This is a genomic window from uncultured Pontibacter sp., assembly GCF_947502515.1.
Classification (GTDB): domain Bacteria; phylum Bacteroidota; class Bacteroidia; order Cytophagales; family Hymenobacteraceae; genus Pontibacter.
The window spans coordinates 577,151-591,366 of sequence record NZ_CANNAI010000001.1 but is presented as its reverse complement, the minus strand read 5'-3'; the positions used below and the strand labels follow the sequence as shown (position 1 = coordinate 591,366).

Here is a 14,216-nt window from a genome sequence, read left to right as displayed (position 1 = left end):
TTATTTCTGTAGGATCAAACGCTTCGTTTCCACCGTCTTATCGTTCACGAGCAGGCTATAAAAATACACCCCGGCTGGGTATCCTGTCATATCGAGAATGAACACATTAGAGTGCGTTACCGGCAGCTCGTGCGTTTCCATCACCTTACCGATCGTATTCGATATCTTCAGTTTGTAGTTTTCGGCCATACCCACCTGCGACAGCGACACACGGGTGATGCCACGCGAAGGGTTCGGGTAGGCATTGATTGAAGGGGTCTGACGCTCTGGCGCTGGCATAAAAGCCATGTAAGAGCTGATCACAAACTGTGAAGAACCAGCATAAGCCGTTTCAGTCAGGTATAAACCCCTGTTCTTGTTTGCAGTATAGTTCTTAACCCACGAAGCAGTTCTGGCATTCTCAGCACGCACATTCGCCTCGGCTTTCTTCTCTGGTATGGCTTTCCAGGCTGAGGCACCCCCAGTATTCACGGGCAATACACCAGCCTCCTTCAAGCGACCGTCGGCCATTACACTGTATGCTGCTAAATGCGTTACCGCAAAAACAGCCATTATTATCATTTTTGTAAAAGTTCTCATATATCACACCTCGCTTTTCTAAAGGTCCTGGCCACTAGCTGGCAGGATGTCAAAGATATACCAAAATATAGTAAATAGAAAAAATCTAATTAAAAATACAGCATACTATAGAAAAAGCTTTACCCCTGTTTTTTTCTATTTTGGCTCTGCACATTCAATATCAAGAACCATGCCTTACCATACTCTTTGCACAACCATGACCCTATATCAAGGCTAAGGGTTGCATCACATCCTGCCACTTAGCTTCCAAATGCCTTGTGTTATGATGACCTGAATTGAACAATAAACATCTTCCTGCTCCATCACAAACCCCAATAACGATATTACAATTATACTATATTAATCAACCACCTTCAATAAGGTATCACTTGATAAGTGATGTCTAAAAACCAACCTTACAAAGCCAAATTAAATTTATAACGATAAAAGGAAATCAATTGAACAATATGGATATATCTATAAAATGTGCAACTCAGCAACCACCACCCCGTTACATTAAAAACAAACAATATTTTGAACTAATCCCCATGCCCAGCATGGTATTAACTAGCCCTATATTTTTAACAAAAACAGTTTGTGAAGACGCTACGTGCGCCTTGGACCTGGTTGAACAACTACACCTAATGGCACTGATTTAAAAAACAAAGTCGGTGAGAAATATGGACGATTGAACAGAAAAAACATTAAGAAATGGACCACTATTTTTAGTGAATGAGCTCAACCATCTCTGCTCAGATTAGTTAAATAAATATAAGGAAAGCTTAACCGAAGAGAGGACAAGACATGTATGAAAAAGCTACTCCTATTTGTATGCATCCTGTATGGGATGATCCCACAGACACAAGCCCAGACAGGGACCTATAAAGGCATCGGCACTATCGTGTTTGAGGCTGGTGCACCACTTAGCCTGATCAAGGGCACATCTGAGTCCGCCAATGGCCTGATTGATCTTGAGACAGGCAAATTCAGATTTGACGTTCCCATCACCTCTTTCAGGTTTCTCAACTCCCTCATGCAGGAGCGCTTCAATGACAAGTACATGCAGAGCAGTCGCTACCAGAAGGCTACATTTGTAGGAAGAATTATAGACAAAGGCCCCATTTCAGCCAAGGGGGAAGCGAAAGTAACTGCTACAGGCACTCTGACCATCCATGGTGTTGCAAAGAAAAGAACCATCACAGGCACACTCGTTCAGAGCGGAAACACTTGGCAACTGCTGACCGACTTCCCGGTCAAACTAGCTGACCATCACATACAAGCGCCAAAACTAAGTTCAGGCTATGGCGCCAGCACCATGAACGTTTCGCTCAAGATGCCCCTCTCGCCCACTACCCCTGATCCGCAGCAGATCGCAGCCGCCAAAAAACTCAGCATCAAATAATGTAAGCGACTTCTTTGAAACCGAAGTAACGCAGTTCGCCTTCAATCTGCAAGGCTAGACGACCATCTTCATCCACACCCATGATCCTCCCCTGCACCTGCTCAGCTCCAACCAGATAGCCATGCTCTTCCTGGTAGCGGTACAAAGCCTGCAAGTACTCATACTTCAACTTGTCTGTTCTGCCACTACGAAGCTCCAGGTATCGTTTTTCGAGCAGCTCGAGCAGCCTGTTCACCAATCTTTTCACATCAAGTTGCGTACCTACCTCGGCTGCCAGCGAAGTGGCCGTGCCGATTCCGAAATGAAGCTGATTTACGTTTAAACCAATCCCGACAATACTGTGTTGTATGGATTGACTAGTAACTGTATTTTCAATCAGAATCCCGCCAAGCTTCCTGTCCTCAAAATAAAGGTCGTTGGGCCACTTGACACGGGCATGCCCCAGTCCCTGTTCGCGCAACAGGTCAAGCACTGCCAGCGATACCGCCATATTGAGGTAAAACTGGTGCCTGACAGCCAGAAAAACAGGTGACAGAATTACAGAAAGTGTGATATTTTTACCGGGAGCTGCCTCCCAGGTATTGCCCCGCTGACCGCGACCATGCGTCTGCTCGTCAGTAAGCACCACACAACCCTCTGTGGCTTCATTTTTGAGGAGTAGCTGCTGGGCCTCTGAGTTGGTGGATTTACAAACCGGCAGAAAAAACAGCTGCTGGCCCATAAACAGCGTATTAGGCAACATAGATTAAACAGAATTTAGTACTTTTGTAAATCAAATTTAAGTAGTACAAATGAAAGAAACCAAGGCTGAGGCCAATTCAGACATATTGGCAGAGCTTGTAGTAAAAGGCATGCAGGAAAAGAAAGCGAGCGATATCGTCGTTCTTAACCTGAAGTCACTCAAAAATGCCGTATCTGATTACTTTGTAATCGCATCTGCTTCATCAGACACACAGCTGGACGCTATTGCATCGTCTATCGAAGAAGAAATATACAAAGCAACACGCCAGAACCCGTGGCAAAGTGAGGGACGCACCAACAAAGAGTGGGTCCTGCTTGATTACGTGGACGTGGTAGTGCATGTATTTCTGAAAGACAAACGTGAGTTTTACGCTTTAGAAGAGCTGTGGGGCGACGCAGGCATCCGCCGTATTGAAGATGCCTAAGCTTAGCAGGGGCTCCCTAAAACAAAACCGGGCAGCTCTCTGTATTTCATGTATCCTGAAACAACATATTCATGGCTGAAAAGAATAATAAAGGAAATAACAATAAGAAGAAGAAGCCGATGATACCTCCAACCCCTCCACGGCCTACAATGCAGCTGTGGATGCTGGCGGTACTAATCCTGCTTATTTTCGGACTCACCTGGCTCAACAAGAGCAATGCCTCTGTAGAAACCACCCAGCAGAACTTTGAGGAGATGCTGCTGAGCAACGATGTGAATAAACTGACCATCGTGAACGGCAAAGTGGTAGAGGTATACCTGAAGGAAGATGCCTTGCAGAACGAAAAGTACAGCCGTGAGCTGTCCAGTCGTGGCACCTTAGGCAGTATGGACCAGGGTCCGCATTACCACTTCACTATCATCACAGCAGAGTCTTTCAAGGAAGATTACGAAAAGCTGCAGGCTAACATCCCGCGCGAGAACCGTGTGCCTTATACCATTGAGACACGCACCGGCTTTGCCGACTTCTTCTTCCAATGGGGCTTCCTGATCTTGTTGCTGTTCGGTTTCTGGTTCCTGATGCGCCGTGTAACAGCGGGTGGCGCAGGTGGTCAGATCTTCAACATCGGCAAGTCCAAAGCCGCGCTGTTTGACGCTGAGAACAAGGTAAAGATCACGTTTAAGGACGTGGCAGGCCTGGAAGAGGCGAAAGAAGAGATTCAGGAGATCGTGGAGTTCCTTAAGAACCCAAGCAAATTCACGATCCTAGGTGGTAAAATCCCGAAAGGCGCTCTACTTGTAGGCCCTCCTGGTACAGGTAAAACCTTGCTTGCGAAGGCAGTGGCTGGTGAAGCTGACGTGCCGTTCTTCTCGCTGTCAGGTTCTGACTTTGTGGAGATGTTCGTAGGTGTGGGTGCAGCCCGTGTGCGTGACCTGTTCAAGCAGGCCAAAGCCAAAGCACCATGTATCATCTTCATTGACGAGATTGACGCCATTGGCCGTCACCGTAGCCGTGGCGCTACACCAGGTGGCAACGACGAACGTGAGAATACGCTGAACTCTCTCCTGGTTGAGATGGATGGTTTTGCGACTGACTCAGGTGTAATTATCCTGGCAGCGACCAACCGCCCAGACACTCTGGACTCGGCCCTGCTTCGTCCGGGACGTTTTGACCGTCAGATCAGCATTGACAAGCCGGATATCAACGGCCGTACCGAGATCTTTGATGTACACTTGAAGCCGCTTACCCTGTCTGCTGATGTAGATGCCCGTAAGCTGGCAGCCCAGACACCTGGTTTTGCCGGTGCCGAAATTGCCAACGTGTGTAACGAGGCTGCTTTGATTGCCGCCCGTCGCAACAAAAAAGCAGTTGACCAGGCAGACTTCAACGATGCCATCGACCGCGTGATCGGTGGTTTGGAGAAGAAGAACAAAATCATCTCTCCTGAAGAGAAGAAGATTGTTGCTTACCACGAAGCCGGTCACGCAATTGCAGGCTGGTTCCTGGAGCACGCCGATCCGTTGGTGAAAGTGAGTATTGTTCCACGTGGTGTAGCCGCATTGGGATATGCACAGTACTTGCCAAAAGAGCAGTTCCTGTATACCACTGAACAGTTGATCGACGAGATGTGCATGGCCCTGGGTGGACGTGCCGCTGAAGAGCTGGTATTTGGCAAGATCTCGACAGGCGCCCTGAGTGACCTGGAGCGTATCACCAAGATGGCCTACAGCATCGTGACGATGTATGGCATGAACTCGAAGATAGGCAACGTGTCGTTCTACGATTCGAAGCAGACAGATATGGCTTTCAACAAACCATACTCTGAGGCAACTGCCGAAACAATTGACAACGAAGTGCGCAACATCATCGAGTCAGCTTATATCCGCACCAAGCAACTGCTGACGGATAAGGCAAGAGAACTGGAAATAGTAGCACAGGAGCTATTGCAGAAAGAGATCCTGTTCCAGAGCGACTTGGAACGTTTGGTTGGTAAGCGTCCTTTTGATGCGCTGACTACCTACCAGGCACACACTGCCGGTACGGACCGCAGCAAAACGAAGAGCGAAGTGAACCAGGAGCAGCATCCGATCGAAGTAGGACAGACAGAGCACCCTGAACAGAACGGACAGGGAAGTGTGCCTGGAACCCCGATCCAAAACGATGCTTCTGCTGATCCGAACGACAACATCAATTCCAGAACAGCTTGATAACACAGGCATGTACGAAGCAAAATCGAAAGAAATTGTATTGAGAAGAGTAAGAGAGGCGCTGGCTAAGTCGGCGCCTTTTCTGCCTCCTACCCCAGACTTCAGCTCACCGCTGCACCAGCCACTGGCAGAAGACCATTCAATTGCCTTTGCGCAGGCTTTCATCGCTAATAGTGGCCTTTTTGTGTATTGCGAAGACGAGGAGGACTTCTTCGATCAGCTTTTCAATTTGAAAAGAGAACAGCAGATTGAGTACCTGCACGTATGGGAGCCTAATCTACAGAACATCCTTTACCAGGCAGGTATAGATTTTACTTCTTCCGAAGAGGATTTTATACAAAAAGCCCAGGCCAGCCTGACCACCTGCGAGGCATTGATTACTCGCACAGGCAGCATTCTGGTGAGTTCAGGTAATGCCGGTGGAAGACGCCTGAGCATATACCCTGAAACGCACATGGTCGTGGCTAAGGCCAGCCAACTGGTGCCTGACATCAAAGATGGTTTGCAGCGGGTGCGCGATAAGTATAAGGAAAACTTTCCCTCCATGGTATCGCTGGTAAGTGGCCCGAGCCGCACCGCCGATATCGAAAAAACATTGGTAATGGGCGCCCACGGCCCAAAACAGCTCGTACTTTTCCTGATAGATGACCTTCCGCATTGACGAACTGGCTCCCGGCCAGAAAGTATACTTCGCCTCTGATTTTCACCTGGGTGTTCCCAACGCTGAGCAGAGTCGTGCGCGTGAGAAAAAGATCGTACGCTGGCTCGATTCTGTCAAGCACGACGCGGCGGCTATCCTGTTGCTAGGCGATATCTTTGACTTTTGGTTCGAGTACCGTCACGCTATACCGAAGGGCTTTATCCGGTTGCAGGGTAAGCTGGCCGAGTTGACTGACGCAGGTATACCCGTGCTTTTTTTCACGGGGAACCATGACATGTGGATGTTCGACTACTTCCCGGACGAGCTCAACATCCCGATCATCCGGGAGCCTATTTCAACTAATTTAGGCGGACATAAATTCTACATCGGGCATGGTGACGGTCTTGGACCGGGCGATCATACTTACAAAGTGCTCAAGAAGGTGTTCAATAACAAGGCCTGTCAGTGGATGTTTGCCCGCCTGCACCCCAACGCAGGTATAGGCATCGCCAACATGTGGTCGCGCAGGAGCCGCATCAGCAATACCAAGGATGATGAAAAGTTTTTTGGTGAAGAAGAATGGCTGGTGCAGTACTGCAAAGAGGTCGAAAATAAGCAGCATCACGATTTTTACGTGTTTGGGCATCGCCACCTGCCACTCGACATGCCCATCAACGGAAACAGCCGCTACGTGAACCTCGGAGAATGGGTCAATTTTTGCTCTTACGGCGTATATGACGGCAAGGACCTTAAACTGGAGTATTTTGAAAAATAGGCTATACCTGAGCGCAGCCTTATACCTGCTGCTGCTAGTCCTGACTATACCTGCCACAGCGCAGCAGCCTGATTCGTCGGTTACGCTCACCTTTAGCCATAGTTTTCCTATCTCCTCTCCTGCCACGGTGTCAATTGACCGAAACGGCAGCGTATACCTGATGGACACGGGTCGTAGCCTGTTTATGCTTGACTCAACCGGTAAACCTTCCAATACTTTCTCACCTCCTAGCCGGGGCCGCATCACAGCTGTCGAAGCCTGGAACCCGATGAAGGTCTTTCTGTTTTATGAAGACAGACAGGAGCTGATGCTGCTCGACCGCTTTATGCGTCCCATTGCTAACACCCGCCTGACTGACCTAGGCTATATGGGCAACGTGCAGGCAGCCACCCTCACCTCCGACGATAGCTTCTGGCTATTCAACGAGTCAGACTTCACGCTCAGCAAACTGGACCTGCGCTACCAAAAGCCTATCATTGAAACTCCACTTGATTTGATTCTAGACAAGGCACGTTTCGATGTGCGCTTTATCCGCGAGTACCAGAACATGGTATACCTGCTCGACTACAACGGCGGCGTGTATGTGTTCGATAACCTGGGCAATTACAAAAAGAAGCTGCCTTTTACGGGTGTTTCCTACATCGCCTTTAAGGGGAACGAGTTATACTTCGTGAAAGACAACACCCTGCATTTCTTTGACCTCTACAAACTGCAGGAGCGTGTGCTCCCACTCCCAGCTGACAAAAACTATCTCTCTACCCTGATCAGCGACGATACGCTATACCTGTTCACCAAAGAGCAGGCCGACGTATACCGCATGAGCCGTTAGTTGCTCTCGGCAAAGTATTTTAGCCCGACTACACCCGCCACGATCATCAACAGACAGAGTATCCGCATCAGGTCTTTGGGTTCGTTCAGGAAAAACATCCCCAGAATGGCTGTACCTGCTGCTCCTATACCTGTCCAGATGGCGTAAGCCGTACCCAGCGGCAGTGATTTCATGGCTTGTGCCAACAACACAAAACTCAGGATCATGACGATGACCGTCACAACGCTCACCACAGGCTTTGTAAAACCCTCGCTATACTTTAGCCCGAAGGCCCATCCAATTTCGCAGATACCTGCCAGAATCAGGTAAAACCAAGCAGCACTCATATCGTTTTGTTTTGAAAAGGCTTTGAAGCCCCTATCAGTGAAAAATCAGATGCAAATTAGCCAGATTAAAGGGGATAGCCATACTTATTGCAGAGGCAGCAGCATCTCGTGCTGTGTAAGGAAGCGCTTGAGATGAATCCGTTCCAAAAAAGCAGTCAGGGAGGAGCAGGTTTTGTCTACGTTTAGAAACAAAAGCGCTGGCGCTATAGTACGCTTCACCGCTTCTCTCACAAGAGCCTTCGCTATTCCTTGATCGCGGTAGCCCTTTTGCACTGCCAGTTGGGCAACAGCACCTGTGCGGGGGAAGAAAGCCACATAACCTATTAGCAGTTCTTCTGAATAAGCTTCTATCACCAGTTTTTCATCAGGACTTCTACGGAAAGACTCCATGGTATTTTGCCAGCTCGGCCTGCTTTCATATAGTGCAGTATAGGCTCTCCATTTTGGCTTCGATGCCTGTTTTATCTCAACAGCAGGCATTGGTTCTTCGCTCGAAAGCAACAGCTCTCCTACAGGGCTTCGAAAACAGTCCAGAGCACGGGATGCTTCAAAACCGATGGATCGGTACACCTTAAAAGCAGCCGCATTCCCGTCAATCACTTCCAGCAGGCACTGTTCTATGCCACTTTCGCGCAGCTTGGGCAATAGAAAGTCATACAGCTGTTTTGTTAGCTGATGTCCCCGGTGCGCAGGTATAACGCCAGTCCCCGCATTATAGGCGGTTGGTTTGCCCTGCCACTCTCCCAGTCCCGTCAGTATAAAGCCCACCAGCTGCCCATCGTAAAAAGCCCCTACGCAGAAAGTTGCTTCTATACCTTCCCGCTTAAACTTCATGACAAACTCCTTGAGTGTTATTTTGATCGGTACAATATAATCGGCAAAGGCCGCCACAAACGTGTCGTACAGTACCGGAATATCCTGCTCACGCAGAAACGAGAAGGTATAGCGATCAGACATCTCCATTTTTTTGGCCCAAGATACAACTTGCAAGACTATACGGCGCACGCATCAGATAGGTAGCAGACTCATACCTGCAAAAACCCACTGCAACAGCTAACCGTTAAACTTGAGTACTGTAAAGTACAAACGGCTACACAACACTTGTAACACATTTACTAAATAAACTATGAAAGCAGCAGTATTCCACAAAATGAAGGACATACAGGTAGAGACCATCGACGATCCGCGACTTGAAGATGCCCGCGACTGTATCCTTCGTGTAACATCCACAGCCATATGCGGCTCTGACCTACACATATACAACGGCATGGTGCCTCAACTCCGCGATATGGTCATGGGGCATGAGTTTATGGGCATTGTAGAAGAAGTCGGAACAGGCGTAAAGAACCTCAAGAAAGGTGATCGCGTGGTAGTGCCATTTCCCATCTCCTGCGGCACCTGCCACTTCTGCAACATGCAGCTGCCCACGCACTGCGAAAACTCCAATCCAGATCATTATGGCCCTGAAGGCGAAATTGTGATGGCCAAAGGTGCCGGTGCAGCTTTGTTTGGCTATACCGACATCTACGGCGGCTACAATGGCGGACAGGCAGAATACGTGCGCGTCCCTTATGCCGATTACGGACCACGCAAAGTGCCGGACAATCTCACAGATGAGCAGGTGCTTTTCCTGACTGATATATTTCCGACTGGCTGGGCTGCCATTGACTGGGCACAACTGAAAGGCGGAGAAACAGTAGCCGTATGGGGATGTGGCCCAGTTGGTATCATGGCCATGAAATCGGCCTGGCTGCAAGGCGCCAAGCGTGTGATTGGTATCGACATACAACCATACCGCCTGGAAATGGCCCGCAAATCAGCTAATGTAGAAGTGATCAACGCTTCGGAAGTTGATGCGGTGCAGGTAATCCGTGAGATGACCGGTGGCTATGGTGCCGATGTGTGCGTCGATGCCGTAGGTATGGAAGCCGACCGTACCGTGTTGGAAAAAGCCATGAACGTAGTACAAATGGAGAAAGGCACCATGAAGGTGCTAGAAAACTGCATGGACGCTGTGCGACGTGCCGGTACTGTGACGGTAGTTGGTGTGTACGGTTCGCCTTACAACAACTTTCCGCTCTACAAGTGGTTTGACAAAGGCCTCACTCTACGTGGCGGTCAGGCCTGGGTACACCGCTACATTGATAACCTCATTTCAATAGTACAGGATGGCAAAGTGAAGCTCGACGACATTATCACACATACCGTTCCGCTGGCAGAAGCCTCCCGCATGTACGACATCTTCAATAAAAAAGAAGACAACTGTGTGAAGGTGGTGTTGAAGCCGTAAAAGGGACTAAAACAAACGCAGGAACGAAACAAGGTATAAGCAGGAAGTTGGCGTAAGGCTGGCTTCCTGTTTTTTTATAGCTTATACCTGAGCAAGTTTCTTGTACCTGTAAGCTGCCACTATACCTGTCACTGTGACTACAGCTGTTACTGCAACTTTTACCAGCACGTCTACTTCACGGAGCTGATAGGCCAGTACCAGCAACACAATGGTAGCCAGCAGCCACCAGACTGGGTAAAACTTCACTAAAGCCAGTTCCCGGTATGCTTTCAGGTAATACCCTGAGTAGCCCATGTACATCAGCGCTGCAAAGGTCGTATAAGCTGCCATCTGAAATCCGTAAAGTGGCACCAGAATCAGGTTGAGCACAATATTGCCTATACCTGCCACGGTGGAAATGCGCCAGAGTTTAGCCGTTTTTTCGTGGAAAGTAAGCAGGTTAATCGCCGCCATATACATCGGCCGGAAGTTATATCCCATCAGGATCACGATTGCCAAGGGATAAGCCTGTTGCAGTTCTTCGTTGCGGATCAAAAAACCAAAGATCTCCTTCATCCAAAGGCTTCCGACAAATGTGGCTGCGAAAAAGATCAGCTGCAAGGTATAGGTCATGTAGCGGGCCTGCAGTGCGGCTTCTATACTTTTCGTCTGGGCATAGAGCTTCATGTACAGGGGTGTCGCTGCCTGCACCACTGCAAAACTGGCTGACGAGAAATAAATGCCGAAATTTGAGGCTACGTTGTAAAGGCCAATCCGCCCGACAGGTACATGTAACACATCCAGCACCAGGCGGTCAGATGTATCGAGCATGAAAAAAGAAAAGCCATGCGGCACGGCCGGCAGTGACACCTTCAGACTGTGCCTGATCCGGTACCACTTAAAGTTGAAGATAGGCCAGAGGCCTTGCTTTGCTATAATGTAAACACTCACCACAAAACCCGCGGCAGATGACAGCAGGCTGGCATAGAACCAGCCCATGTAACCCATTTTCAGGCCTGCAATAAAGTAAATGGTCAGTATAACGTTCACTCCTCCCATCAGGAAAGAGCGCAATGCAATAGGCAACGGACGCTGTAAGTGAAGGCAGTACATGCCCCCAAACAAATCGGTGACTACAAAAAAGAGCAGAGGTGCTCCTGTGAGCAGAGTAATCAACAATCGGTTATCCTGCGCATCGGCAGGCACCGCCATGTAGATTATCCCCATACACAGCAGCCCGTACAGGAGTGACCAGTATGTCAGAAAGCCATAGAGCTGGCGCCAGATCCATTGGAATCGAGTGGGGTGACGCGCAAAGCTATTGTCCATGACCACGGTAAATCCCAGTGACATCATGACCAGAAGAGCACTGTAGTAAGCTGTTATCACCCCTGCTACACCATAATCGGTAGGAGTCAGGTACTGCGTGATCAGTGGCAGGGCCAGCACGCCTGCCAGTCGGGGCAGTTGGGCAGACAGGCCGTAGATCGCAGCATGTGACAGGAGTTTGCGTAGCATTCCCTAAAAATAGGGTATAAAATGTACACAGCCGCTATGCGTATTCGCATTTTCAGAAATAGGCAACTCCAGATTAAAATTTCGCGGTAAAAGCACTAAATTGTGCTCTGCACTGTTTCAGTGCGCAGGTACAATTGCCGCTAAATGAGCATAAGCTCAAAAAATTAGTATATTTGTTAATTCAGACAACAAGAAAACAAGAAGCCTCACGGCTATATAGGAGATATAAATAGTGGGATGTAGTTCATGTTCTAGTGGCGGATGCGGCACCAGCGAAAAACCGGGTGGCTGCAAAAGCAACGGCGGCTGTAGCACTGGAGGCTGCAACCGTTTAAATGTGTTCGACTGGCTCAGCGATATGGAAATACCAACCGCGTTTGAGGAGTTCGACATCGTAGAAATAAGATTCAAGGGAGGACGCAAAGATTTCTTCCGCAACATAAACAGACTCGACCTGACAACCGGTGACCCGGTAGTAGTAGACGTGCCCAACGGGCATCACATCGGCACTGTGTCGCTGAAAGGTGAACTCGTGCGCCTGCAGATGCTCAAAAAGAAGGTAGATAACAACGAGGAGATCCGCACTATCTACCGCATCGCCAATGAACGCGATCTGGAAAAACTGCGCGAAGTGCAGGAGCAGGAAGCTGCTACCATGTACCGGTCTCGCGAGATCATCCAGCAGACGGGCCTCAAAATGAAGCTCTCGGATGTGGAGTACCAGGCCGACCGTTCCAAGGCGACGTTCTACTACTCTGCCGACGACCGCGTTGACTTCCGTGACCTGATCAAGAAGCTGGCTGAGGAGTTTAAAGTACGCATCGAGATGCGCCAGATCAGTCTGCGGCACGAGGCAGGCCGTCTGGGAGGTATAGGCTCATGCGGACGCGAATTGTGCTGTTCGACCTGGCTTACCGATTTCAAAAGTGTATCCACCACAGCGGCCCGTTACCAAAACCTTTCGCTTAATCCAAGCAAGCTCTCTGGTCAGTGCGGACGCCTGAAGTGCTGCCTCAACTACGAGCTGGAAACTTACATGGCGGCGCTCAAGGACATCCCTACCGTATCGCGTCCGTTGCAGACCAAGCAAGGCGATGCCATGCTGCAGAAAACCGACATCTTTAAAAAGATGATGTGGTTTGGCTACAGAGGCGACAACAACTGGTACCCGGTGCCGGTGGAGCGCGTGCAGGAAATCCTGAAGATGAACAGCCAGGGTGTAGTGCCTGAAATGCTGGTAGAGGAGCCTATAAACGAGCCGAAGCAGAATGAGTTTGTGGCCCAGGTAGAAGGCAGCCTTGAGCGACTCGACGATAAGTTTAAGAATAAGAAAAAGAAGAAAAAGAAGAAAAAACCTGCCGCTGAAGGTGCAGAGGTCAAACAAGGCCAGCCACGTAATCAGGGTGACGCACGTGAACCTAAAGAGCAGCGTGCACCACGTGAGGACAGAGGGCAGCGGGAAGGCAAAGGCCCTCGTGAAGGCCGAGGCCGTGACAGAGGTCCACGTGAGGCCAAGGCGGCTGACCAGCAGGCTAAAGCTACTACAGCTCCTCAAACAGGAGTCACCGAAGCACAGCCATCTGAACAGGGACAGCGACCTAAAAAGCAGCGCCCGCCACGCAACCGTGGCAATCGCGAAGGACGTGAAAACAGGGAGGAAAGACAGCCAAGAGGAGACGAAAAGCAGCCTCGTGAGCCCAGAGCCGCTCGGGAAGGTGGAGAGCCCAGACAACCGCGTGGCGAAGGCAGACCGGATGGCCAGCAGCCTCAGGGCGATGGCGCATCACAGCAGCCCAGACGTCAGAAGTCACGCAGACCGAACCGTGGCCCAAAACCAAACCAACCAAAAACACCTTCTTCTGATGCGTAACATGATGCTAATGCTGGCAGTAGTATGCACCTTTCTACTGACAGCTTGCGACCCCTCGCGGGTATATGAGCAGAATATAGAACTGCCTGATAAAAACTGGACAGTGGACAATGCGCCGGTTTTTGAGTTTGCCATTGATGACACGACCAAAAGGTATAACGTGTACTTCAATGTGCGCTATTCACTGGCTTATGACTACTATAACCTATACCTGCAGCACCGCCTGACGGCTCCTGATAGCAGTGAGGTATCGGCAGCGCTGCACGAGCTGCATCTGATGGATGCCAAAACAGGCAAACCTGAAGGAAAAGGTTCAAGCGACATCTACGATATGCAGTCACTTGTGCTAAAGGAAGTTGCCTTCCCACAGGTAGGTACCTACCGCCTGCAGCTGACGCAATACATGCGTCGTGATCCGCTTCCTAACATTCTGGCAGTGGGCGTGCGTGTAGAAGAAGTTGCCAATTAGAAACAGGTATAGTTTCTGTAAAAGGGCCGAGGCAAATGTATAGCTTCGGCCCTTTTTCTTTTGCACCGGTTAGCTCCCTATACTTTATAGCGATTACTTTATACCCTGGCAAGAAACCGAAGGTACTTACAACAAAAAATTACAGTTGAAAGTATGCAGTATATCTTACTGTACCATCCCTATTAGC

The 14,216-nt window shown here is 49.4% G+C and carries 13 protein-coding genes and 1 pseudogene; 9 read left to right on the top strand and 5 right to left on the bottom strand.

The genetic code is table 11. The annotated features are described in order from the left end of the window. Positions 1-552, bottom strand: coding sequence for a T9SS type A sorting domain-containing protein (locus tag Q1A54_RS02850; RefSeq protein ID WP_299984917.1), 552 nt, complete (start codon positions 550-552; stop codon positions 1-3). Between the two features lie 814 nt (positions 553-1,366). Here Q1A54_RS02850 and Q1A54_RS02845 point away from each other — a divergent pair. Beyond that, positions 1,367-1,960: a YceI family protein gene (locus Q1A54_RS02845; RefSeq protein ID WP_196114258.1), complete on the top strand. Its 594-nt coding sequence runs from the start codon at positions 1,367-1,369 to the stop codon at positions 1,958-1,960. Here Q1A54_RS02845 and Q1A54_RS02840 read toward each other — a convergent pair. Next, positions 1,953-2,702, bottom strand: a complete 750-nt coding sequence (locus tag Q1A54_RS02840; RefSeq protein ID WP_299984915.1) for a biotin--[acetyl-CoA-carboxylase] ligase — start codon at positions 2,700-2,702, stop codon at positions 1,953-1,955. The two genes, Q1A54_RS02845 and Q1A54_RS02840, sit on opposite strands and share 8 nt — an antisense overlap. 49 nt (positions 2,703-2,751) lie before the next feature. Here Q1A54_RS02840 and rsfS point away from each other — a divergent pair, with 49 nt between their 5' ends. The 5 genes from rsfS to Q1A54_RS02815 all read left to right on the top strand — a co-directional run bounded on the left by rsfS (position 2,752) and on the right by Q1A54_RS02815 (position 7,577). Then, complete coding sequence (rsfS, locus tag Q1A54_RS02835) at positions 2,752-3,126, top strand: ribosome silencing factor (protein ID WP_076420729.1); 375 nt, start codon at positions 2,752-2,754, stop codon at positions 3,124-3,126. A gap of 71 nt (positions 3,127-3,197) precedes the next feature. Then, the gene (gene ftsH / locus Q1A54_RS02830; protein WP_196114256.1) at positions 3,198-5,333 is read left to right on the top strand and encodes an ATP-dependent zinc metalloprotease FtsH; all 2,136 of its coding nucleotides are present in this window, start codon (positions 3,198-3,200) and stop codon (positions 5,331-5,333) included. Beyond that, the gene (locus Q1A54_RS02825) at positions 5,287-5,994 is read left to right on the top strand and encodes an LUD domain-containing protein (RefSeq protein ID WP_230391905.1); all 708 of its coding nucleotides are present in this window, start codon (positions 5,287-5,289) and stop codon (positions 5,992-5,994) included. The genes ftsH and Q1A54_RS02825 overlap by 47 nt, the downstream gene beginning before the upstream one ends. Beyond that, entirely contained in the window at positions 5,978-6,748 is a 771-nt protein-coding gene (locus tag Q1A54_RS02820) for a UDP-2,3-diacylglucosamine diphosphatase (protein WP_299984910.1), read from the top strand. Before Q1A54_RS02825 ends, Q1A54_RS02820 begins: the two co-directional genes overlap by 17 nt. Beyond that, positions 6,738-7,577 (top strand): hypothetical protein, encoded by an 840-nt coding sequence (locus Q1A54_RS02815; protein WP_299984908.1) that lies wholly within the window; start codon positions 6,738-6,740, stop codon positions 7,575-7,577. The genes Q1A54_RS02820 and Q1A54_RS02815 overlap by 11 nt, the downstream gene beginning before the upstream one ends. Here Q1A54_RS02815 and Q1A54_RS02810 read toward each other — a convergent pair. Both Q1A54_RS02810 and Q1A54_RS02805 read right to left on the bottom strand, forming a co-directional pair. Then, positions 7,574-7,909 (bottom strand): annotated as a pseudogene (locus tag Q1A54_RS02810) (multidrug efflux SMR transporter); the annotation flags it as partial. The gene Q1A54_RS02815 and the pseudogene Q1A54_RS02810 overlap by 4 nt on opposite strands. A gap of 78 nt (positions 7,910-7,987) precedes the next feature. Next, positions 7,988-8,866, bottom strand: a complete 879-nt coding sequence (locus tag Q1A54_RS02805; protein ID WP_299984904.1) for a GNAT family N-acetyltransferase — start codon at positions 8,864-8,866, stop codon at positions 7,988-7,990. A gap of 163 nt (positions 8,867-9,029) precedes the next feature. Between Q1A54_RS02805 and Q1A54_RS02800 the strand changes: the two genes are divergently transcribed. Then, positions 9,030-10,193 carry a zinc-dependent alcohol dehydrogenase gene (locus Q1A54_RS02800; RefSeq protein ID WP_299984902.1) on the top strand — a complete coding sequence of 388 codons (1,164 nt, stop codon included), beginning with the start codon at positions 9,030-9,032 and terminating at the stop codon, positions 10,191-10,193. A gap of 81 nt (positions 10,194-10,274) precedes the next feature. On the opposite strand, the gene Q1A54_RS02795 is transcribed toward Q1A54_RS02800, so the two are convergent. Continuing rightward, on the bottom strand, positions 10,275-11,690 hold the full coding sequence (locus Q1A54_RS02795; RefSeq protein ID WP_299984900.1) for an oligosaccharide flippase family protein: 1,416 nt from the start codon (positions 11,688-11,690) through the stop codon (positions 10,275-10,277). A gap of 358 nt (positions 11,691-12,048) precedes the next feature. Here Q1A54_RS02795 and ricT point away from each other — a divergent pair, with 358 nt between their 5' ends. Continuing rightward, positions 12,049-13,560 (top strand): regulatory iron-sulfur-containing complex subunit RicT, encoded by a 1,512-nt coding sequence (gene ricT / locus Q1A54_RS02790; protein WP_299984898.1) that lies wholly within the window; start codon positions 12,049-12,051, stop codon positions 13,558-13,560. After that, positions 13,553-14,029, top strand: coding sequence for a gliding motility lipoprotein GldH (locus tag Q1A54_RS02785; RefSeq protein ID WP_299984896.1), 477 nt, complete (start codon positions 13,553-13,555; stop codon positions 14,027-14,029). Before ricT ends, Q1A54_RS02785 begins: the two co-directional genes overlap by 8 nt. Positions 14,030-14,216: the final 187 nt, after the last annotated feature.

Bases quoted from the DNA above. Each gene is read 5' to 3' on its own strand.
- Q1A54_RS02845 (WP_196114258.1), top strand. From the start codon at position 1,367: ATGAAAAAGCTACTCCTATTTGTATGCATCCTGTATGGGATGATCCCA.
- ricT (WP_299984898.1), top strand. From the start codon at position 12,049: ATGGAAATACCAACCGCGTTTGAGGAGTTCGACATCGTAGAAATAAGA.
- Q1A54_RS02850 (WP_299984917.1), bottom strand. From the start codon at position 552: ATGGCTGTTTTTGCGGTAACGCATTTAGCAGCATACAGTGTAATGGCC.
- Q1A54_RS02785 (WP_299984896.1), top strand. From the start codon at position 13,553: ATGCGTAACATGATGCTAATGCTGGCAGTAGTATGCACCTTTCTACTG.
- Q1A54_RS02795 (WP_299984900.1), bottom strand. From the start codon at position 11,690: ATGCTACGCAAACTCCTGTCACATGCTGCGATCTACGGCCTGTCTGCC.
- Q1A54_RS02805 (WP_299984904.1), bottom strand. From the start codon at position 8,866: ATGGAGATGTCTGATCGCTATACCTTCTCGTTTCTGCGTGAGCAGGAT.
- rsfS (WP_076420729.1), top strand. From the start codon at position 2,752: ATGAAAGAAACCAAGGCTGAGGCCAATTCAGACATATTGGCAGAGCTT.
- Q1A54_RS02800 (WP_299984902.1), top strand. From the start codon at position 9,030: ATGAAAGCAGCAGTATTCCACAAAATGAAGGACATACAGGTAGAGACC.
- Q1A54_RS02820 (WP_299984910.1), top strand. From the start codon at position 5,978: ATGACCTTCCGCATTGACGAACTGGCTCCCGGCCAGAAAGTATACTTC.
- ftsH (WP_196114256.1), top strand. From the start codon at position 3,198: ATGGCTGAAAAGAATAATAAAGGAAATAACAATAAGAAGAAGAAGCCG.
- Q1A54_RS02840 (WP_299984915.1), bottom strand. From the start codon at position 2,702: ATGTTGCCTAATACGCTGTTTATGGGCCAGCAGCTGTTTTTTCTGCCG.
- Q1A54_RS02825 (WP_230391905.1), top strand. From the start codon at position 5,287: ATGCTTCTGCTGATCCGAACGACAACATCAATTCCAGAACAGCTTGAT.